Below are 19,306 nucleotides of genomic sequence, written 5' to 3'. Positions count from 1 at the left end.
GTAGTTAACGCCGGTGATTCTGGTTAACAAAAGCGGTGCAATATGCAAGTTTTTATCATGCGTCACGGCGACGCGGCACTCGATGCCGCCAGTGACTCGGTACGTCCTTTGACCGTCTGTGGCTGCGACGAATCTCGTCTGATGGCGACCTGGCTTAACGGTCAAAAAGTGGACATCGAACGCGTTCTGGTGAGTCCGTTCCTGCGTGCAGAACAGACGCTGGAGGTGGTAGGGGAGTGTATGAACCTGCCGACCAATGTGGATGTTCTCCCTGAACTTACCCCGTGTGGCGATGTAGGTCTTGTCAGCGCTTATCTACAGGCGCTATGCAATGAAGGTGTCGCTTCCGCGCTGGTCATTTCCCACCTGCCACTGGTCGGCTATCTGGTATCTGAGCTGTGCCCAGGCGAGACCCCTCCGATGTTCACGACATCCGCCATTGCTAATGTTTCTCTCGATGAAACGGGCAAAGGTGTCTTCAACTGGCAAATGAGTCCGTGCAACCTGAAGATGGCAAAAGCGATCTGACGTGACGTGTGATATGGCGGGGTGCAATGTGCTACCCGCCATTCTGTCAGGGCAACTCTGGCGGCTGCCACTCTTCCACTTCAATTAACACCAGCAATGCGGCATCTCCGCCATATTCTTTCGGTGCCTGATGAAAAGCCATCACGTGTGGATGCTGAGCCAGCCACAGCGGCGTTTGTTGCTTAAGGATATGTTTACCGTGGCCGTGCATCACGCAGGCGCAGAAAACATGTTCACGGCGACAGGCGGCGATCAACGCCCCCAGCTCCTGTTTGGCCTGCATTTGCGTTAAACCGTGCAGATCGAGAAACAGCTCGGGCGAATAATCTCCGCGGCGTAATTTTTTCAGCTCGAAATGGCTGACGTCTTCGCGTACGTACTTCACAGCCCCCTGCGTATTGAGCAGCGGCTGAAATTCATCTGAAAAATAGTGGCTGTTATCGGCCTGCTCTTGCAGAAGACGCTTGACCGGTACTTCGCTGATTTTTTTACGCTGAGGGCGATGGACGATGGTGTCCTGCGTGATTTTACGCGTCCCGGTCATTAGCTGACGGAAGAGCGCCTGATCCTCCTCGCTGAGCGATGTTTTCTTTTTCATTCGTCATTCTCATCTCGTATTTCCGATAGTGTACCCGACTAAACGCATTTTTTAACCTCAAGCGCGACGCGTCATTGCTGATTTATCGCCGTCTTCATGGCAAACTAGCCGCCGAAAATTATGCGAGCATGCCCTGGAGGAAAGAGTGGATAAAATATTTGTCGATGAAGCAGTAAACGAGCTGCATACCATACAGGACATGTTGCGCTGGTCGGTTAGCCGCTTCAGCGCCGCCAATATCTGGTACGGTCACGGTACCGATAACCCGTGGGATGAAGCGGTGCAGCTGGTGCTCCCGTCTCTCTACCTGCCGCTGGATATTCCTGAAGACATGCGCACCGCGCGCCTGACCTCCAGCGAAAAACACCGCATCGTTGAGCGCGTGATCCGCCGCGTAAACGAACGCATTCCGGTCGCCTACCTGACCAACAAAGCCTGGTTCTGCGGCCACGAGTTCTATGTCGATGAACGCGTGCTGGTGCCGCGCTCGCCGATTGGCGAGCTGATCAACAACCATTTCGAAGGCCTGATTAAACATCAGCCGCAGCACATTCTGGATATGTGTACCGGCAGCGGCTGTATCGCCATCGCCTGCGCGTATGCCTTCCCGGAAGCGGAAGTGGACGCCGTCGATATCTCCACCGACGCGCTGGCCGTGACCGAGCACAACATTGAAGAGCACGGCCTGATCCATCACGTCACGCCAATTCGCTCTGACCTGTTCCGCGATCTGCCGACGCTGCAGTACGATCTGATCGTCACCAACCCGCCGTACGTCGATGCGGAAGACATGTCCGATCTGCCGAACGAATATCGTCATGAGCCGGAGCTGGGTCTGGCATCAGGCTCTGACGGCCTGAAGCTGACCCGCCGTATTCTGGCCTGCGCGCCGGATTATCTGACCGACGACGGCGTTCTGATTTGTGAAGTGGGCAACAGCATGGTACATCTGATAGAGCAGTACCCGGATGTGCCGTTCACCTGGCTTGAGTTCGACAACGGCGGTGACGGCGTCTTTATGCTGACCAAAGCGCAGCTGCTCGACGCGCGCGAACACTTCAGCATCTATAAAGATTAATCCAGCGGGCTTCGGCCCGTTTCACAACGCTCAAACACAAACAACAACATCGGAGCCGTGATGGCAGGAAACAGTATTGGACAGTTATTCCGCGTGACCACCTTTGGCGAGTCGCACGGGCTGGCGCTGGGCTGTATCGTTGATGGCGTACCGCCAGGCATCGAACTGACCGAAGCCGATTTACAGCACGACCTCGACCGTCGTCGCCCGGGCACCTCTCGCTACACCACGCAGCGTCGCGAGCCGGACCAGGTAAAAATTCTCTCCGGCGTCTTTGAAGGCCGCACCACCGGGACCAGCATTGGTCTGCTGATCGAAAACACCGATCAGCGCTCCCAGGACTACGGCGCCATCAAAGACGTCTTCCGTCCGGGTCACGCCGACTACACCTACGAACAAAAATACGGCTTCCGCGACTATCGCGGCGGCGGGCGTTCTTCCGCGCGTGAAACCGCGATGCGCGTGGCGGCAGGGGCGATCGCAAAAAAATACCTGCAGCAGAAATTTGGCATCGTTATCCGCGGCTGTCTGACCCAGATGGGCGACATTCCGCTGGCGATCAAAGACTGGGATCAGGTCGAGCAAAACCCGTTCTTCTGCGCCGACGCTGACAAGTTGGAGGCGCTGGACGAACTGATGCGCGGCCTGAAAAAAGAGGGCGACTCCATTGGGGCGAAAGTCACCGTGGTGGCCGACGGCGTCCCGGCCGGCTGGGGCGAGCCGGTATTTGACCGTCTCGACGCCGACATTGCCCACGCGCTGATGAGCATCAACGCGGTGAAGGGCGTAGAGATTGGCGACGGCTTTGACGTGGTTCAGCTTCGCGGCAGTCAGAACCGCGACGAAATCACGAAGGCGGGCTTCCAGAGCAACCATGCGGGCGGCATCCTGGGCGGTATCAGCAGCGGGCAGCAGATTGTTGCCAACATCGCGCTGAAGCCGACCTCCAGCATCACCGTTCCGGGCCACACGATTAACCGCGATGGCGAAGAAGTTGAGATGATCACCAAAGGACGTCACGATCCGTGCGTGGGGATCCGCGCGGTGCCGATCGCAGAAGCGATGCTGGCGATCGTGCTGATGGATCACTTCCTGCGCCAGCGCGCGCAGAATGCGGATGTGACGACCACCATTCCACGCTGGTAAACATGAAAAAAACCGCAATTGCTCTGCTGGCGCTGCTTGCCAGTGGAGCCAGTCTGGCCGCGACGCCATGGCAAAAAATCACCCATCCGGTGGCGGGGAGCGCGCAGTCCATTGGCGCCTTTTCAAACGGCTGTATCGTCGGTGCCCGGGAGCTTCCTCTCCAGTCTGATACCTATCAGGTGATGCGCACCGATCAGAGACGTTATTTCGGCCATCCGGATCTGGTGCTGTTCATCCAGCGTCTGGGAAATCAGGTGCATAACCTGGGGCTGGGCACGATGCTGATTGGCGATATGGGGATGCCTGCTGGCGGTCGCTTTAACGGTGGGCACGCCAGTCACCAGACCGGACTGGATGTCGATATCTTCCTGCAGCTGCCGAAAACGCGCTGGACCTCCGCCCAACTGCTGAAACCGCAGGCGCTGGATCTGGTGGCGAGTGACGGTAAGCGCGTTGTACCGTCCCTGTGGACGCGTGACGTTTCCAGCATGATCAAGCTGGCAGCGGAAGATAACGACGTTACGCGGATTTTCGTTAACCCGGCTATCAAGCAGCAGCTCTGCATGGATGCCGGAACCGATCGCGACTGGCTGCGCAAAGTGCGCCCGTGGTTCCAGCATCGTGCGCACATGCACGTTCGTCTGCGCTGCCCGGCGAATAGCCTGGAATGTGAAGATCAGCCGCTACCACCGCCAGGCGATGGCTGCGGTGCGGAACTGCAAAGCTGGTTTGAGCCGGCAAAACCTGGAACCTCTAAGCCTGAGAAGAAGACACCGCCTCCGTTGCCGCCTTCCTGCCAGGCGCTACTGGATGAGCATGTACTTTAATGGATAATTTCGTCGATCTGTTTATGGTGTCACCGCTGCTGCTGGTGGTGCTGTTCTTTGTGGCCATGCTGGCCGGTTTTATCGACGCGCTCGCGGGCGGCGGCGGGTTGTTAACCGTGCCCGCGCTGCTGGCGGCGGGCATGAGCCCGGCGCAGGCGCTTGCCACCAATAAGCTTCAGGCCTGCGGCGGTTCGCTCTCGGCGTCGCTCTATTTTATTCGCCGCAAGGTGGTGAGCCTTGCCGACCAGAAGCTCAATATTCTGATGACCTTTATCGGCTCTACGTCGGGTGCGCTGCTGGTTCAGCACGTACAGTCCGATATTTTGCGCCAGATCCTGCCGATTCTGGTCATCTGCATCGGGCTTTACTTCCTGCTGATGCCAAAGCTCGGTGAAGAAGACCGCCAGCGTCGTCTGCACGGCCTGCCGTTTGCACTGATTGCCGGGGGCTGTGTGGGTTTTTACGACGGTTTCTTCGGCCCGGGGGCCGGTTCATTTTATGCGCTGGCCTTCGTGACGCTGGCCGGGTTTAACCTCGCCAAATCCACCGCCCATGCCAAAGTGCTCAACGCGACCTCAAACGTCGGCGGCCTGCTGCTGTTTATCATCGGCGGTAAGGTCATCTGGGCAACCGGATTTGTGATGATGGCAGGGCAGTTCCTGGGCGCGCGCGCGGGCTCGCGTCTGGTGTTAAGCAAAGGACAAAAACTTATTCGCCCGATGATCGTTATCGTCTCGGCCGTAATGAGCGCCAAACTTCTTTATGACAGCCATGGACAGGAGATCCTCACCTGGTTGGGGATGCACTAATGAACAGTACGCATAAATACGAACAGCTGATTGAGATTTTCGACGGCTGTTTTGCTGACGATTTTAATACCCGTCTGATTAAAGGCGACGACGAACCGATCTATCTTCCTGCTGATGCAGAGGTTCCGTATAACCGCATCGTCTTTGCCCACGGCTTTTACGCCAGCGGCTTGCACGAGATTTCGCACTGGTGCATTGCGGGGAAAGCGCGGCGCGAACTGGTGGACTTCGGTTACTGGTACTGCCCGGACGGACGTGATGCCGCTACGCAGGGCCAGTTTGAAGATGTGGAAGTGAAGCCGCAGGCACTGGAATGGCTATTCTGCGTCGCGGCGGGTTTCCCGTTCAACGTCAGCTGTGACAACCTCGAAGGCGACTTCGAGCCAGACCGTATCGTCTTCCAGCGCCGCGTGCATGCGCAGGTGATGGAATATCTTGAGAAAGGCATCCCGGAACGTCCGGCACGCCTGATTGAGGCCTTACAGAATTATTACCACACGCCGGCGATCGCGGCGGAATGCTTCCCTTGGCCGGAAGATCTTTAACAGAGGAAAGAAGATGATCGCAGAATTTGAATCACGCATTCTGGCGTTAATTGATGACATGGTGGAACACGCCAGTGATGATGAGCTGTTCGCCAGCGGTTATCTGCGTGGTCACCTGACGCTCGCGGTAGCCGAGCTGGAAGCGGGGGACGATCACTCTGCTGACGCCGTTCACGCTGAAGTCACTCGCAGCCTGGAAAAAGCCATTCTGGCCGGGGAACTCTCTCCGCGCGATCAGTCTCTGGTGTTAGGCATGTGGGACACTTTGTTCCGGCAGGCGAAAGCGAAGTAAGTGTTTCAGCACCCTCTCCCAGTGGGAGAGGGCCCCAGACCGCACCCTACTTAACCTTCTTCCCCTTCAGCAGTTTCCGTACCCACAAGCGATTCGGATTCAGCCCCGCAAGCGTAACCCTGTCCAGCGGGATCGGCTCGTCGCTCATTTGCGCGGCTAACACTTCAGCCAGCAGCGGGGCTGAGCACAGCCCGCGAGACCCCAATCCACCCAGCATATACAGCTCCGGATAAACCGGCGCGCTTACCGCTTTATCCCGGTTATCAGCAAGGTCCTGATACGCCTCAAGCGTTGCCTCGTAGTCCGGCACATTTCCCGCCATCGGCAGATGATCGCGGGTGGCGCAGCGCACGCCGCAGCGCGCTTCCCCCTTGCTGACGTCAACCTCTTTCGCCCACGCCGCATCCGGGAAACAGTCAATCAGGCGCTGGCGGTTCTGCGCCTGATCCGCTTCGCTGTAGCGCATATCCGTTTCGCCACGATGATAGCTGGCCCCGATGCAGTGATGGCCGTTAGACGGATTTTGCGGCGTCAGATAGCCGTCATAGCACAGCACCTGACGCAGTTTGCTCAGTTCGGGCGCGGAAGGAATATGGCTTACCTGGCCGCCGACCGGGTAAACCGGCAATGACTCTGTCTGGATAAACTGGCTGATGTTATGTCCGTTTGCCAGCACAACGCTGGCATGGCTCGCCTCTTTGCCATCAGCAAAACGCAGATTCCAGCGATCGCTTCGGCTCAGCGATTCAACGGTGTGAGCATAATGCGCCGTCAGCCCGCGCGACTGTGCCAGCGCAATGACCGCCGCGGTCAGTTCAGCCGGGCACAGCCAGCCGCCGAGCGGATACTGAATGCCCCCACAGCCGGTTTCCACGCCAGCGGAGTCTGCCACCGCTTGCGCACTTACCGCGCGGGCAATCTCGTCAGGCAGACCCAGCGACAGCATCTGCGTGATTTTTTGCTGGCTCTTTTCATCCCAGCCGAGCTGCGTCACGCCGCACCAGTCATGGTCGAACGCTACCGGCAGGGCATCGTACAGACGACGAGCGAAGGTAAATGCCGCCGGGAAAAACCGGAACAGGGCCGGGTCGTGCGCGCTTAAAAGCGGGTAGAGCGCCCCCTGGCGGTTGCCGGATGCGCCGTTTGCTGGCGCGTCGTCAGCACAGTAGAGCGTGACCTGCCAGCCGCGGTGGAGAAGTGCGAGAGACAGCAGGGCGCTGGCTATCCCCCCGCCGACTATTGCCACCTCACGTGACGCGCTGGCGTGGCGTGCAAACCAGGGCGCCTGAGCGGGAATGTCCAGCGTCTGCTCCATTCTGCCGACCAGCATGTCGCGCTTGCGGCCAAAGCCTTTGGTCTTCTGCATGGTAAAGCCCGCCTCCTGCAGTCCGCGGCGGACAAAGCCTGCCGAGGTGAAGGTGGCAAGCGTCGCGCCAGGGCGCGCCAGCCTGGCCATCGCGCTAAACAGACGCTGGCTCCACATGTCCGGATTTTTGGCGGGGGCAAAGCCGTCAAGAAACCACGCGTCCACCGTCTGATTCATCGAGTCGTCGAGCGTATCGGTCAGGTCATTGATGTCGCCAAGCCATAAATCCAGCGTCACGCGTCCGCCGTCCAGAATCAGACGGTGGCAGCCGCCGATGTGGGGCGGCCACTGCGCCTGAAGCCGATCCGCCCAGGCTGCAAGTTCCGGCCAGCGCTGATGGGCGAGCCGCAGGTCGTGCGCGGTGAGCGGAAATTTTTCAAAACTGATGAAGTGTAATCTTTGGAGCGTAGCCTCAGGGTGGGCAGCGTGAAACTGGTCAAACGCCTGCCAGAGGGTCAGAAAATTGAGCCCGGTGCCGAATCCGCTTTCTGCTACAACGAACAGGCTGCGCGGGTGCGAAGGGAAGCGGGTGCCGAGCTGGTTTCCGTCAAGGAAAACATAGCGGGTCTCTTCGAGTCCGTTATCATTAGAAAAATAGACGTCATCAAAATCTCGGGAAACAGGTGTACCCTCAGCGTTGAATTCGAGGTTGGCGGGTTGTATAGCGTGTTGTTTCACGTAAGTTACTCGTCTGACAGGCAGTGGCACGATCTTAACGATGTGAGTCCGTCGGTGCAAATTTCCGCAGAAAATGTCTGATCGGACTTGTTCGGCGTACAAGTGTACGCTATTGTGCGACTCGAAACTTACTATAGTGCGACTTACAGAGGTATTGAATGAAACGTGCAGTGATTACTGGCCTGGGCATTGTTTCCAGCATCGGTAATAACCAGCAGGAAGTCCTGGCATCTCTGCGTGAAGGACGCTCCGGGATCACTTTCTCTGAAGAGTTTAAAGATTCAGGTATGCGTAGCCACGTATGGGGTAACGTCAAACTGGACACCACCGGTTTGATTGACCGCAAAGTGGTTCGTTTCATGAACGATGCCTCTATTTATGCTTATCTCTCCATGCAGGAAGCGATTAAAGATTCCGGCCTGAGCGAAGAGGTTTATCAGAACAACCCGCGCGTGGGTCTGATTGCCGGTTCCGGTGGCTCATCAAAAGCGCAGGTATTTGGTGCTGACGCAATGCGTAGCCCGCGTGGTCTGAAAGCGGTAGGTCCGTACGTGGTAACCAAAGCCATGGGTTCTGCGGTTTCCGCGTGCCTGGCGACCCCATTCAAAATCCACGGCGTGAACTATTCCATCAGCTCCGCGTGTGCGACTTCCGCGCACTGCATCGGTAATGCTGTTGAGCAGATCCAGCTGGGTAAACAGGACATCGTATTTGCTGGCGGCGGCGAAGAGCTGGGCTGGGAAATGGCCTGTGAATTCGACGCGATGGGTGCATTGTCCACCAAGTACAATGAAACCCCGGATAAAGCCTCCCGTACCTATGATGCGCACCGTGACGGTTTCGTTATCGCTGGCGGCGGCGGTATGGTTGTGGTTGAAGAACTGGAGCATGCTCTGGCACGTGGCGCGCACATCTACGCTGAAATCGTGGGCTACGGTGCAACGTCTGATGGCGCCGACATGGTTGCGCCATCCGGCGAAGGCGCGGTGCGTTGCATGAAGATGGCGATGCACGGCGTTGACACCCCAATCGACTACCTGAACTCCCACGGTACCTCTACTCCGGTAGGCGACGTGAAAGAGCTGGGTGCGATCCGTGAAGTTTTCGGCGACAACAGCCCGGCAATCTCCGCGACCAAAGCCATGACCGGTCACTCTCTGGGTGCGGCTGGCGTGCAGGAAGCGATCTACTCTCTGCTGATGCTGGAAAACGGCTTTATCGCTCCAAGCATCAACATTGATGAGATGGACGAGCAGGCTGCTGGCCTGAACATCGTGACCAAACCAATGGACGCGACGCTGACTACCGTCATGTCAAACAGCTTCGGCTTCGGTGGCACCAACGCCACGCTGGTTATGCGTAAGCTGAAAGCATAAGTTTTAAGTTTGATTCCGGAAGGGAGCCATAAGGCTCCCTTTTTTTATGCATTGACAAGCGGCTGATCTCACAGGCAAACTTCACCCCTCAACATTATCCTCACGATAATGCGTAAGCGTTTAACGTCAACCAACGCACCTTAATCCTGATAATCAGGTAGAGGGGGCGTGGCATTTCCCCGCCTTACTCTTCATTTCGGAGTAAAGCATGACTGCAGTAATTCAAACAGAAACAACCTCTTCAGCGAACGCCTCGCTGTTCCGTATCGCTTTTGCGGTATTTCTGACCTACATGACCGTTGGCCTGCCGCTGCCGGTGATCCCGCTGTTCGTCCATCAGGAACTGGGCTATGGCAACACCATGGTCGGCATTGCCGTGGGCATTCAGTTTTTAGCCACGGTATTAACCCGCGGTTACGCCGGACGGCTGGCGGATCAGCACGGTGCAAAACGCTCGGCGCTACAGGGGATGTTTGCCTGTGGGCTTGCGGGAGGCGCATGGCTGCTGGCTGCTCTCCTGCCGGTAGACGCCGCGTATAAGTTTGCGCTGCTGGTGCTGGGCCGTTTAATCCTTGGCTTCGGTGAAAGCCAGCTGCTGACCGGCACCCTGACCTGGGGAATGGGGCTGGTGGGGCCCGCACGCTCCGGCAAGGTGATGTCCTGGAACGGTATGGCCATCTATGGCGCGCTGGCCGCAGGCGCACCGCTTGGGCTGCTGATTAATAGCCAGTTTGGTTTTGCTGCGCTGGCCGCCACCACGATGGCTTTACCCCTGCTGGCGTGGGCGTTTAACGGCTCGGTGCGTAAAGTGCCCGCGCACAAAGGCGAGCGTCCTTCCCTGTGGAGCGTGGTCGGCCAAATCTGGCAGCCGGGTCTTGGCCTGGCGCTGCAGGGCGTGGGTTTTGCGGTGATCGGTACCTTCGTCTCGCTCTATTTTATGAGCCGCGGCTGGGCGATGGCCGGTTTTACGCTTACTGCATTTGGCGGCGCGTTTGTGCTGATGCGCGTGCTTTTTGGCTGGATGCCGGATCGCTTTGGCGGCGTGAAGGTCGCGGTAGCGTCGCTGATGATAGAGACAGTGGGTCTGCTGCTGCTGTGGAATGCTCCCGTGGCATCCGTTGCGCTGCTTGGCGCGGCGCTAACCGGCTGCGGCTGTTCACTGATCTTCCCTGCGCTCGGCGTTGAGGTGGTGAAGCGCGTGGCTCCGCAGGTGCGCGGTACGGCGCTGGGCGGCTATGCGGCGTTTCAGGATATCTCATACGGAGTAACCGGGCCGCTGGCCGGGGTGTTAGCCACCTCGTTTGGTTATCCGTCCGTCTTTCTGGCCGGTGCGGTTTCCGCGGTGGTTGGGATCGTGGTGACGCTGGTGGCGTTTCGCAGATCGTAGATTTATGCCCAGTGGCGCTTCGCTTACCGGGCCTACAAACGAACGAACCGTAGGCCGGGTAAGGCGTAGCCGCCACCCGGCAGTTTTAAGCAACCAGCCAGAAAATCGCCAGTGCAATCAGTAGCGCGATAAACATCAATCCCGGACGCGCCGAGAGCGTTCTGAACGTCTCGACGACCGGCGCAAACAGCGGGCTGTAGATCGGTTGAATGTTTCTCACCTCCGGCACGCCGCCCTCACGCTCGGCGCGGCGAACGAAGATTTGATTGAGCAGATCCTGCACCTGCGCGGTGGTCAGTACCGTTTGCGGCGTGGCCTGCCAGTTTTGCTGGGCGTAATCCCGAATGACTTCAAACTCGTGCGGCTCAAGCGGCTGTTTCAGCGCGGCCTGGACGGTATGCAGGGTAGGGGCATTCTGGGTGCTGAGCGTCTGTCGCGCCTGGAGCCAGGTGACCAGATGAGTAAACTGTTTGGCCGGGATCAGCTCACCCGCCTTCACGCCGGACAGCTCCAGCATGGATTGCCAGATAAGCTTCGTCGGTTCGCCGGTAGCGGCAGCCAGCTTCGTCACCATCTGCTTGAGCGTATTGTGCTCGGCAGGCAGCAGCGAACGTTCGGTCGCCGGGCGCACCTGAGGCTGCGGAATAGACAGCTCGTTGTTCTGCAGCAGGGTCAGCACGGTCTTGAGCTGATCTGGCGTCAGCTGGCCCAGCGCGGTCTGACCATACTGCTGGCGAATAAAATCACTCACCGCCTGGCGGTTATTGCCCTGGCCCAGCAGCTCCGTCAACTGAGCAACAATCTGGCGCGTGGTGTGGTTCTGCTGCGCGGTGCTGATACGCTGGTTCAGGTTTTGCTCGGCAGCAGGGAAATGGCGCGACTGCAGCGGTGCGTCGTTCCTCACGCCTAAATCATGCTTTACCCCAGCCCAGACCTCCGCGTTTTGCTGCGAAGTCAGCGCAATCAGGCGCGTGATCAGTCGTTCCAGCACGGTGCGCTGTTGCGTGGATAGCGGTTGTTCACCGGCAACGTTTGGCGTGACAGGGCCTTCACCCGGAGGGCGTGGCGGCGTACCTGAAATGGGCTGCATCGTCAAAAATCCTTAAAGTCAAAACTCAGCGTAAACCTGGCAGACGTATATGCCTGGCGGCCAGATTATGGCACACTTGGCAGGTTTTCTTCCTCTCAAACAGGTACTCAGACGTGAAAATCCTCGTTGATGAAAATATGCCTTATGCCCGTGAGCTTTTTAGCCGCCTGGGTAACGTTAAGGCTGTTCCTGGTCGCCCGATCCCGGTCAACGAACTGGATGACGCAGACGCGCTGATGGTGCGCTCGGTGACCAAAGTAAATGAGGCGTTGCTCGCCGGTAAAACGATTAAGTTTGTCGGGACCGCAACGGCAGGGACCGATCATGTGGATGATAAATGGCTTACGCAGGCCGGAATCGGTTTTTCCGCCGCGCCGGGCTGTAACGCGATTGCCGTCGTGGAATACGTCTTCTCCTCCCTGCTGATGCTGGCCGAGCGCGACGGTTTTGCGCTGAAAGACCGCACCGTGGGGATTGTCGGCGTGGGTAACGTCGGCGGGCGCCTGCAAAAACGCCTGGAAGCGTTTGGGATCCGCACGCTGCTGTGCGATCCGCCGCGCAAAGACAATGGCGATGACGGGGATTTCCGCTCGCTGGACGAACTGGTTGAACAGTGTGACGTGCTCACTTTCCACACACCGCTGTTTAAAGAGGGGCCGTATAAGTCGCTGCATCTTGCTGATGAGGCGCTGATCCGTCGTCTGAAGGCTGGCACTATTCTGATAAATGCCTGCCGTGGTCCGGTAGTCGATAACGCTGCGCTGCTGACATGTCTGAATGAAGGACAAGACCTCAGCGTGGTGCTGGACGTCTGGGAGCCGGAGCCGGATCTCAACGTTGAGCTGCTTAACAAGGTGGACGTAGGCACGGCGCATATCGCCGGTTATACCCTGGAGGGCAAAGCCCGCGGCACCACGCAGGTCTTCGAAGCCTACAGCACTTTTATCGGCCATCCGCAGCAGGTGGCGCTGGATACCTTGCTCCCCGCGCCTGAATTTGGCCGTATTACTCTGCATGGCCCGCTCGATCAGGCAACGCTGAAAAGGCTGGTGCATTTGGTGTATGATGTGCGCCGCGATGATGCGCTGCTGCGTAAAGTGGCGGGGATCCCGGGTGAGTTTGATAAGCTGCGCAAGGACTATGTTGAGCGCCGCGAGTGGTCTTCCCTGTATGTGATGTGCGACGACGCGTCGGCGACGACGCTGCTGCATAAGCTGGGGTTTAACGCCGTTCATCACCCGGCACGTTAATGTCTTCTTAATGCTCCCTGTCGGATACTCCGACAGGGACGCTTTTTTATTTCTGGAGTAAACCACCATGTCTGAAGGCTGGAACATTGCCATTTTAGGTGCCACGGGTGCCGTGGGTGAAGCCCTGCTCGAAACCCTTGCTGAGCGTCAGTTCCCGGTGGGCGACATCTATGCGCTGGCGCGTACCGACAGCGCAGGTGAGCATCTGCGTTTTAACGGTAAATCCGTCATGGTCCAGGATGCGGCAGCGTTCGACTGGACGCAGGCGCAGCTGGCGTTTTTCGCCGCGGGCGCTGAAGCGACTGCTGCGTACGTTGAAGAGGCGACAAACGCAGGCTGCCTGGTGATCGACCTGAGCGGTCTGTTCTCGATGGAGCCGGATGTGCCGCTGGTAGTGCCGGACGTGAACCCGTTTGTGCTGGCTGACTACCGTAACCGTAACGTCATTGCGGTACCGAACAGCCTGACCAGCCAGCTGCTGACCGCCCTTAAACCGCTGATCGACGACGGCGGCCTGTCGCGCATTATCGTCACCAGCCTGCTGTCCGCGTCCGCGAACGGCAAAAAAGCCGTTGACGCGCTGGCCGGGCAGAGCGCGAAGTTGCTGAACGGTATCCCGATTGACGAAGATGATTACTTTGGCCGCCAGCTGGCGTTCAACATGCTGCCGCTGCTTCCGGATCGCGAAGGTTCTGTACGCGAAGAGCGTCGTATCGTCGATGAAGTGCGTAAAATTCTGCAGGATGATGGCCTGATGATCTCCGCGAACGTCGTACAGTCCCCGGTCTTCTACGGCCACGCGCAGATGGTTGGCTTTGAAGCCCTCCGCCCGCTGGCGGCAGAAGAGGCGCGCGATGCGTTTGGCCGCGGTGAAGACATCGTGCTCTCTGAAGAGAGCGAGTTCCCGACGCAGGTTGGCGATGCCACTGGTAACGCGCATCTTTCCGTTGGCTGCGTGCGTAACGACTACGGTATGCCGGAACAGGTTCAGTTCTGGTCCGTTGCCGACAACGTTCGCTTTGGCGGCGCGCTGATGGCGGTCAAAATCGCTGAGAAACTGGTGCAGGAGTACCTGTACTGATGTCAGACGTGGAACAAAAGCCGGTCCATAGAATTGCCCTCGGAATTGAGTACGATGGCAGTAAATATTATGGCTGGCAGCGTCAGAATGAGGTGCGCAGCGTCCAGGAGAAGCTGGAGAAAGCGCTCTCTCAGGTGGCAAACGAGCCGATTAACGTCCTGTGCGCGGGACGTACGGACGCAGGTGTTCACGGCACGGGGCAGGTGGTGCACTTTGAAACCACCGCCGTGCGTAAGGATGCCGCCTGGACCCTGGGTGTAAATGCGAATTTGCCTGGTGACATTGCGGTGCGTTGGGTAAAAGCTGTGCCGGACGATTTTCACGCGCGCTTTAGCGCCACGGCGCGTCGCTACCGTTATGTCATCTACAACCAGCGCCTGCGTCCTGCGGTGTTAAGCCAGGGCGTGACGCATTTTTATGAGCCTCTTGATGCAGAACGTATGCATCGCGCGGCGCAGTGTCTGATTGGTGAGAATGACTTTACGTCGTTTCGTGCGGTGCAGTGTCAGTCCCGTACGCCGTGGCGCAACGTCATGCACATAAACGTCAGCCGTTTTGGCGCGTATGTGGTGGTGGATATCAAAGCCAATGCCTTTGTACATCATATGGTTCGGAATATTGTGGGCAGCCTGATGGAAGTGGGTGCCGGACACCAGCCGGAGAGCTGGATTGCAGACCTGCTTGCAGCGAAGGACAGAACGCTTGCGGCAGCCACGGCGAAAGCGGAAGGATTGTATCTGGTCTCAGTAGACTATCCGGATCGATTTGACCTGCCGAAACCGCCAATGGGCCCGCTGTTTTTAGCGGACTAAACAAAGGTGCAATTAGGGCTTAGACAATATGGACGTAATACGTTTTCTGATTGATTTCATTCTGCATATTGATGTTCACCTGGCGGAGCTGGTCGCGCAGTATGGCGTCTGGGTGTATGCCATTCTGTTCCTCATTTTGTTCTGTGAAACCGGTCTGGTCGTTACCCCATTCCTGCCAGGGGATTCACTGCTGTTCGTTGCCGGGGCGTTATCGGCGTTACCCACTAACGATCTGAACGTGCATCTAATGGTTGTGCTGATGGTGATTGCCGCTATTGTCGGTGACGCGGTCAACTATACGATTGGACGAGTGTTCGGTGAGCGCTTGTTCAGCAATCCTGATTCGAAAATTTTCCGTCGCAGCTATTTAGATAAAACCCATGCGTTCTATGAACGCCATGGCGGAAAAACCATTATCCTTGCGCGTTTTGTGCCTATTGTGCGCACATTTGCACCGTTTGTGGCGGGAATGGGGCATATGTCCTATCGTCATTTTGCGATGTATAACGTCGTGGGTGCGCTGCTGTGGGTGCTGTTGTTTACCTATGCAGGCTACCTGTTTGGCGACTTGCCGGTGGTTCAGGAAAACCTTAAGTTACTGATTGTAGCGATTATTGTGCTTTCCGTACTGCCTGGCGTTATCGAGATTATTCGTCACAAACGCGCGGCGGCAAAGCAAGCGAAGTAAATGCACGCTGGCGGTTCGACCACTTTTTTATCCAAAGTTTCGGGCTGTTATGTTTTAATGTGCAACATTCATGGTCTGTTGGAGGCAAAAATGGCATTATTCGCCTCTTATAGCAAAACTGGCATACGACCAGGTTCAGGCAGAAAGGTTATCAATGAGCTGGATTGAACGAATTAAAAGCAACATTACCCCGACTCGCAAAGCGAGCATTCCTGAAGGGGTATGGACGAAGTGTGATAGCTGCGGTCAGGTTCTGTATCGCGCAGAGCTGGAACGCAACCTTGAGGTGTGTCCGAAGTGTGACCACCATATGCGTATGTCGGCGCGCAACCGCCTGCATAGCCTGCTGGACGAAGGCTCTCTGGTAGAGCTGGGTAGCGAACTCGAGCCAAAAGACGTGCTGAAGTTCCGCGATTCCAAAAAATACAAAGATCGTCTGGCCTCTGCGCAGAAAGAGACCGGCGAGAAAGACGCGCTGATCGTTATGAAGGGCACCCTGCATGAGATGCCGGTTGTTGCCGCTGCGTTTGAGTTCTCCTTTATGGGGGGCTCAATGGGCTCCGTGGTCGGTGCGCGCTTCGTGCGTGCCGTTGAGCAGGCGTTGGAAGACAACTGTCCGCTGATCTGCTTCTCTGCCTCCGGCGGTGCGCGTATGCAGGAAGCGCTGATGTCGCTGATGCAGATGGCAAAAACCTCTGCTGCGCTGGCGAAAATGCAGGAGCGCGGTCTGCCGTATATCTCCGTGCTGACCGACCCAACCATGGGCGGCGTCTCCGCGAGCTTCGCGATGCTGGGCGATCTGAACATCGCTGAGCCAAAAGCGCTGATCGGCTTCGCGGGTCCTCGCGTTATCGAGCAGACCGTTCGTGAAAAACTGCCGCCGGGCTTCCAGCGCAGTGAGTTCCTCATTGAGAAAGGCGCCATCGACATGATCGTCCGCCGTCCGGAAATGCGCCTGAAGCTGGCGAGCATCCTGGCGAAGCTGATGAATCTGCCAGCGCCGAACCCGGATGAGCCGCGCGAAGGCGTGGTGGTACCGGATCAGGAACCCGAGGCCTGATAACTGAAAAGGGCAGGGCCGGTTGGCGCTGCCCTTTTGCTTTCTAATCTGTTAATGACAACCGGGCATTATGGAAAATAAAAGCATTCCCCTAGCCACGTCGCCCCTGGCCGCGTGGCTTTCTTATCTGGAAAACCTGCACAGTAAAACCATCGATATGGGGCTTGAGCGCGTAAGCCAGGTCGCCGCGCGTCTTGATGTGCTCAAACCGGCGCCTTTCGTGTTTACGGTCGCGGGCACCAACGGTAAAGGCACCACCTGCCGCACGCTGGAATCCGTCCTGATGGCGGCGGGGTACAGGGTAGGCGTTTACAGCTCTCCACACCTGGTTCGCTACACCGAGCGGGTTCGCGTGCAGAACAGCGAGCTGCCGGAATCGGCACATACGGCGTCGTTTGCGGAAATTGAAGCCGCGCGCGGTGAGATCTCATTAACCTATTTTGAATACGGCACCCTGTCGGCGCTGTGGCTGTTCAAACAGGCGCAGCTGGATGTGGTGATCCTTGAGGTCGGCCTCGGCGGACGTCTTGATGCGACCAATATGGTGGATGCGGACGTGGCGGTGGTCACCAGCATCGCGCTGGACCATATAGACTGGCTGGGACCGGATCGTGAAAGCATTGGCCGCGAGAAGGCCGGTATTTTCCGCGCAAATAAACCCGCCGTGGTCGGCGAACCGGATATGCCGTACACCATTGCTGACGTGGCAAACGAGAAGGGCGCGCGTCTGCTGCGCCGTGGCGTTGACTGGCTGTATGAGGTTCAGGATAACGTCTGGCGCTTTAGCGATGCGCAGGGCGCGCTGGACAACCTGCCGCTGCCGCAGGTGCCGCAGCCGAACGCAGCCACCGCGCTGGCGGCACTGCGCGCCAGCGGATTAGCGGTGAGCGAGCGGGCAATCCGCGACGGCATTCAGAGCGCAATTCTGCCCGGGCGTTTCCAGATTGTCAGCGAGTCGCCGCGCCTGATTCTGGACGTGGCACACAACCCGCATGCGGCGGCGTATCTCGCGGGACGTCTCAAATCGTTACCAAAAACCGGGCGCGTGCTGGCGGTAATCGGTATGCTTCATGATAAAGATATCGGGGGGACGCTGGCCTGCATGGAGAGTGTGGTCGATAGCTGGTATTGTGCTCCTCTGGAAGGGCCGCGCGGCGCGACGGCCGAGCAGCTGATGGAACATCTCGGCAAAGGCGCAATCTATAGCAGCGTGGCTCAGGCCTGGCATGCCGCGATGGCGGATGCTAAACCAGAAGATACCGTGCTGGTGTGTGGTTCATTCCACACGGTGGCACATGTCATGGAAGTGATGGACGCGGGGAGAACCGGTGGCGAGTAAGTTTCAGAACCGTTTAACAGGAACCATTGTGCTGGTCGCGCTCGGGGTGATTATTCTCCCGGGTCTGCTCGACGGGCAGAAAAAGCATTATCAGGATGAGTTTGCCGCTATTCCGCTGGTGCCGAAACCGGGTGACCGCGACGAGCCGGATATGCTGCCAGCGGCGACGCAGGCGCTTCCTGCCCAGCCTCCGGAAGGGGCGGCGGAAGAGGTGCGTGCAGGCGATGCCGCCGCACCGTCGCTCGATCCGTCTCGCCTGGCGGCAGCGAGCAGCAGCGACATCGATCCGGTGCCGGTAGAGCAGCCTAAACCGGTTGAAAAACCGAAGCCGGTTGAGAAGCCGCAGCCGAAACCGCAGCGGGATAAAGCGGCTGAGCAACTGGCTGCAGCCTCAGAAACGCCACCGCCGGCGAAACAAGACGCGGCACCGACCGGTAAAGCCTACGTTGTACAGCTGGGCGCGCTGAAAAACGCCGATAAGGTCAACGAGGTTGTGAGCAAACTGCGCAGTGCGGGATATCGTGTTTACACTTCACCTTCCACGCCGGTACAGGGTAAAATTACCCGTATCCTCGTGGGGCCAGAAGCGTCCAAAGATAAGCTTAAAGGTTCACTCGGTGAGCTGAAGCAGATCTCCGGCCTGAGCGGTGTGGTGATGGGCTACAGCGCGAACTAAGTACGACCTGCTCCTTAAAGAGAGAGGCGATAAGCCACGGCGTTGAACATTTTTTCAGCGCCTTTTTTATTTACGCGCGGGAAGGAAATCCCTACGCAAACGTTTTCTTTTTCTGTTAGAATTCGCCCCGAACTGGATGACAGGGCGTTAAATCGTGGGACACATATGGTCTGGATTGATTACGCCATCATTGCGGTGATTGGTTTTTCCTGTCTGGTTAGCCTGATCCGTGGCTTTGTTCGTGAAGCGTTATCGCTGGTAACCTGGGGTTGTGCTTTCTTTGTTGCCAGTCATTACTACACTTACCTGTCTGTCTGGTTCACGGGCTTTGAAGATGAACTGGTCCGAAACGGAATTGCCATTGCGGTGCTGTTTATCGCAACGCTGATTGTCGGCGCTATCGTGAATTATGTGATAGGTCAGCTGGTCGAGAAAACCGGTCTGTCAGGAACGGACAGGGTGCTCGGGATCTGTTTCGGGGCATTACGAGGCGTGCTGATTGTGGCCGCGATCCTGTTCTTCCTGGATACCTTTACCGGGTTCTCCAAAAGCGAAGACTGGCAAAAATCGCAGCTCATTCCAGAGTTCAGCTTCATCATCAGATGGTTCTTTGACTATCTGCAAAGCTCGTCGAGTTTTTTGCCCAGGGCATAAACCCTGAGATGTGGCTTAACGAGGAA

Annotated in this window: 20 protein-coding genes; 17 read left to right on the top strand and 3 right to left on the bottom strand. The window is 57.6% G+C overall.

Annotated elements, in window-relative coordinates; all coding sequences use genetic code 11:
* Positions 1 to 42 precede the first annotated feature (42 nt).
* On the top strand, positions 43 to 528 hold the full coding sequence (gene sixA / locus KGP24_RS16310) for a phosphohistidine phosphatase SixA (RefSeq protein WP_223561138.1): 486 nt from the start codon (positions 43 to 45) through the stop codon (positions 526 to 528).
* Positions 529 to 574: 46 nt separating this feature from the next.
* On the opposite strand, the gene smrB is transcribed toward sixA, so the two are convergent.
* The gene (gene smrB, locus KGP24_RS16305) at positions 575 to 1,126 is read right to left on the bottom strand and encodes an endonuclease SmrB (protein WP_032646638.1); all 552 of its coding nucleotides are present in this window, start codon (positions 1,124 to 1,126) and stop codon (positions 575 to 577) included.
* A gap of 145 nt (positions 1,127 to 1,271) precedes the next feature.
* Here smrB and prmB point away from each other — a divergent pair, with 145 nt between their 5' ends.
* The 6 genes from prmB to KGP24_RS16275 are packed head-to-tail and all read left to right on the top strand — an operon-like array spanning position 1,272 to position 5,823.
* Positions 1,272 to 2,204 carry a 50S ribosomal protein L3 N(5)-glutamine methyltransferase gene (gene prmB / locus KGP24_RS16300; protein ID WP_223561137.1) on the top strand — a complete coding sequence of 311 codons (933 nt, stop codon included), beginning with the start codon at positions 1,272 to 1,274 and terminating at the stop codon, positions 2,202 to 2,204.
* Between the two features lie 60 nt (positions 2,205 to 2,264).
* Positions 2,265 to 3,350: a chorismate synthase gene (gene aroC, locus KGP24_RS16295; RefSeq protein WP_029742149.1), complete on the top strand. Its 1,086-nt coding sequence runs from the start codon at positions 2,265 to 2,267 to the stop codon at positions 3,348 to 3,350.
* A 2-nt stretch (positions 3,351 to 3,352) separates the two neighbouring features.
* Entirely contained in the window at positions 3,353 to 4,177 is an 825-nt protein-coding gene (mepA, locus tag KGP24_RS16290) for a penicillin-insensitive murein endopeptidase (RefSeq protein WP_223561136.1), read from the top strand.
* Positions 4,177 to 4,986, top strand: coding sequence for a sulfite exporter TauE/SafE family protein (locus KGP24_RS16285; RefSeq protein WP_032642026.1), 810 nt, complete (start codon positions 4,177 to 4,179; stop codon positions 4,984 to 4,986). The genes mepA and KGP24_RS16285 overlap by 1 nt, the downstream gene beginning before the upstream one ends.
* Positions 4,986 to 5,531, top strand: a complete 546-nt coding sequence (locus tag KGP24_RS16280; RefSeq protein WP_047346650.1) for an elongation factor P hydroxylase — start codon at positions 4,986 to 4,988, stop codon at positions 5,529 to 5,531. Before KGP24_RS16285 ends, KGP24_RS16280 begins: the two co-directional genes overlap by 1 nt.
* A 13-nt stretch (positions 5,532 to 5,544) precedes the next feature.
* On the top strand, positions 5,545 to 5,823 hold the full coding sequence (locus tag KGP24_RS16275) for a YfcL family protein (protein WP_223561135.1): 279 nt from the start codon (positions 5,545 to 5,547) through the stop codon (positions 5,821 to 5,823).
* A gap of 46 nt (positions 5,824 to 5,869) precedes the next feature.
* Here KGP24_RS16275 and mnmC read toward each other — a convergent pair whose 3' ends face one another.
* The gene (gene mnmC / locus KGP24_RS16270; RefSeq protein ID WP_223561134.1) at positions 5,870 to 7,867 is read right to left on the bottom strand and encodes a bifunctional tRNA (5-methylaminomethyl-2-thiouridine)(34)-methyltransferase MnmD/FAD-dependent 5-carboxymethylaminomethyl-2-thiouridine(34) oxidoreductase MnmC; all 1,998 of its coding nucleotides are present in this window, start codon (positions 7,865 to 7,867) and stop codon (positions 5,870 to 5,872) included.
* A gap of 158 nt (positions 7,868 to 8,025) precedes the next feature.
* Here mnmC and fabB point away from each other — a divergent pair, with 158 nt between their 5' ends.
* Entirely contained in the window at positions 8,026 to 9,243 is a 1,218-nt protein-coding gene (gene fabB, locus KGP24_RS16265) for a beta-ketoacyl-ACP synthase I (RefSeq protein ID WP_023312571.1), read from the top strand.
* 208 nt (positions 9,244 to 9,451) lie between these two features.
* Entirely contained in the window at positions 9,452 to 10,630 is a 1,179-nt protein-coding gene (locus KGP24_RS16260; RefSeq protein ID WP_223561133.1) for an MFS transporter, read from the top strand.
* 85 nt (positions 10,631 to 10,715) lie between these two features.
* Here the strand turns inward: KGP24_RS16260 and flk are convergent, their stop codons facing one another.
* On the bottom strand, positions 10,716 to 11,720 hold the full coding sequence (gene flk, locus KGP24_RS16255; RefSeq protein WP_223561132.1) for a flagella biosynthesis regulator Flk: 1,005 nt from the start codon (positions 11,718 to 11,720) through the stop codon (positions 10,716 to 10,718).
* A 113-nt stretch (positions 11,721 to 11,833) separates the two neighbouring features.
* Between flk and pdxB the strand changes: the two genes are divergently transcribed.
* From pdxB to cvpA, 8 genes are all read left to right on the top strand, one after another.
* On the top strand, positions 11,834 to 12,970 hold the full coding sequence (gene pdxB / locus KGP24_RS16250; RefSeq protein ID WP_223561131.1) for a 4-phosphoerythronate dehydrogenase PdxB: 1,137 nt from the start codon (positions 11,834 to 11,836) through the stop codon (positions 12,968 to 12,970).
* 67 nt (positions 12,971 to 13,037) lie between these two features.
* Positions 13,038 to 14,051, top strand: a complete 1,014-nt coding sequence (locus KGP24_RS16245) for an aspartate-semialdehyde dehydrogenase (RefSeq protein WP_223561130.1) — start codon at positions 13,038 to 13,040, stop codon at positions 14,049 to 14,051.
* Positions 14,051 to 14,863, top strand: a complete 813-nt coding sequence (gene truA / locus KGP24_RS16240) for a tRNA pseudouridine(38-40) synthase TruA (protein WP_023312566.1) — start codon at positions 14,051 to 14,053, stop codon at positions 14,861 to 14,863. Before KGP24_RS16245 ends, truA begins: the two co-directional genes overlap by 1 nt.
* A 28-nt stretch (positions 14,864 to 14,891) precedes the next feature.
* Positions 14,892 to 15,551 carry a DedA family protein gene (locus KGP24_RS16235; protein WP_008502599.1) on the top strand — a complete coding sequence of 220 codons (660 nt, stop codon included), beginning with the start codon at positions 14,892 to 14,894 and terminating at the stop codon, positions 15,549 to 15,551.
* 154 nt (positions 15,552 to 15,705) lie between these two features.
* A complete protein-coding gene (gene accD / locus KGP24_RS16230; protein WP_003861408.1) occupies positions 15,706 to 16,611 on the top strand; it encodes an acetyl-CoA carboxylase, carboxyltransferase subunit beta in 906 nt (301 codons plus the stop codon).
* A gap of 70 nt (positions 16,612 to 16,681) precedes the next feature.
* Complete coding sequence (gene folC / locus KGP24_RS16225; protein WP_223561129.1) at positions 16,682 to 17,950, top strand: bifunctional tetrahydrofolate synthase/dihydrofolate synthase; 1,269 nt, start codon at positions 16,682 to 16,684, stop codon at positions 17,948 to 17,950.
* The gene (gene dedD, locus KGP24_RS16220) at positions 17,940 to 18,626 is read left to right on the top strand and encodes a cell division protein DedD (protein WP_039263233.1); all 687 of its coding nucleotides are present in this window, start codon (positions 17,940 to 17,942) and stop codon (positions 18,624 to 18,626) included. The genes folC and dedD overlap by 11 nt, the downstream gene beginning before the upstream one ends.
* Before the next feature lie 165 nt (positions 18,627 to 18,791).
* Entirely contained in the window at positions 18,792 to 19,280 is a 489-nt protein-coding gene (gene cvpA / locus KGP24_RS16215; RefSeq protein ID WP_000262116.1) for a colicin V production protein, read from the top strand.
* The last annotated feature ends 26 nt before the right edge of the window (positions 19,281 to 19,306 follow it).

Origin of the sequence: Enterobacter sp. JBIWA008 (assembly GCF_019968765.1) — a bacterium.
In the GTDB taxonomy this organism is placed as follows: Bacteria; Pseudomonadota; Gammaproteobacteria; order Enterobacterales; family Enterobacteriaceae; genus Enterobacter.
The sequence above is the reverse complement of the archived record's forward strand: the minus strand, read 5'-3'. Positions and strand labels throughout refer to the sequence as shown.

Bases quoted from the DNA above. Each gene is read 5' to 3' on its own strand.
- KGP24_RS16260 (WP_223561133.1), top strand. From the start codon at position 9,452: ATGACTGCAGTAATTCAAACAGAAACAACCTCTTCAGCGAACGCCTCG.
- truA (WP_023312566.1), top strand. From the start codon at position 14,051: ATGTCAGACGTGGAACAAAAGCCGGTCCATAGAATTGCCCTCGGAATT.
- KGP24_RS16280 (WP_047346650.1), top strand. From the start codon at position 4,986: ATGAACAGTACGCATAAATACGAACAGCTGATTGAGATTTTCGACGGC.
- KGP24_RS16235 (WP_008502599.1), top strand. From the start codon at position 14,892: ATGGACGTAATACGTTTTCTGATTGATTTCATTCTGCATATTGATGTT.
- flk (WP_223561132.1), bottom strand. From the start codon at position 11,720: ATGCAGCCCATTTCAGGTACGCCGCCACGCCCTCCGGGTGAAGGCCCT.
- accD (WP_003861408.1), top strand. From the start codon at position 15,706: ATGAGCTGGATTGAACGAATTAAAAGCAACATTACCCCGACTCGCAAA.
- KGP24_RS16245 (WP_223561130.1), top strand. From the start codon at position 13,038: ATGTCTGAAGGCTGGAACATTGCCATTTTAGGTGCCACGGGTGCCGTG.
- aroC (WP_029742149.1), top strand. From the start codon at position 2,265: ATGGCAGGAAACAGTATTGGACAGTTATTCCGCGTGACCACCTTTGGC.
- KGP24_RS16285 (WP_032642026.1), top strand. From the start codon at position 4,177: ATGGATAATTTCGTCGATCTGTTTATGGTGTCACCGCTGCTGCTGGTG.
- smrB (WP_032646638.1), bottom strand. From the start codon at position 1,126: ATGAAAAAGAAAACATCGCTCAGCGAGGAGGATCAGGCGCTCTTCCGT.
- mepA (WP_223561136.1), top strand. From the start codon at position 3,353: ATGAAAAAAACCGCAATTGCTCTGCTGGCGCTGCTTGCCAGTGGAGCC.
- KGP24_RS16275 (WP_223561135.1), top strand. From the start codon at position 5,545: ATGATCGCAGAATTTGAATCACGCATTCTGGCGTTAATTGATGACATG.
- folC (WP_223561129.1), top strand. From the start codon at position 16,682: ATGGAAAATAAAAGCATTCCCCTAGCCACGTCGCCCCTGGCCGCGTGG.
- sixA (WP_223561138.1), top strand. From the start codon at position 43: ATGCAAGTTTTTATCATGCGTCACGGCGACGCGGCACTCGATGCCGCC.
- fabB (WP_023312571.1), top strand. From the start codon at position 8,026: ATGAAACGTGCAGTGATTACTGGCCTGGGCATTGTTTCCAGCATCGGT.
- cvpA (WP_000262116.1), top strand. From the start codon at position 18,792: ATGGTCTGGATTGATTACGCCATCATTGCGGTGATTGGTTTTTCCTGT.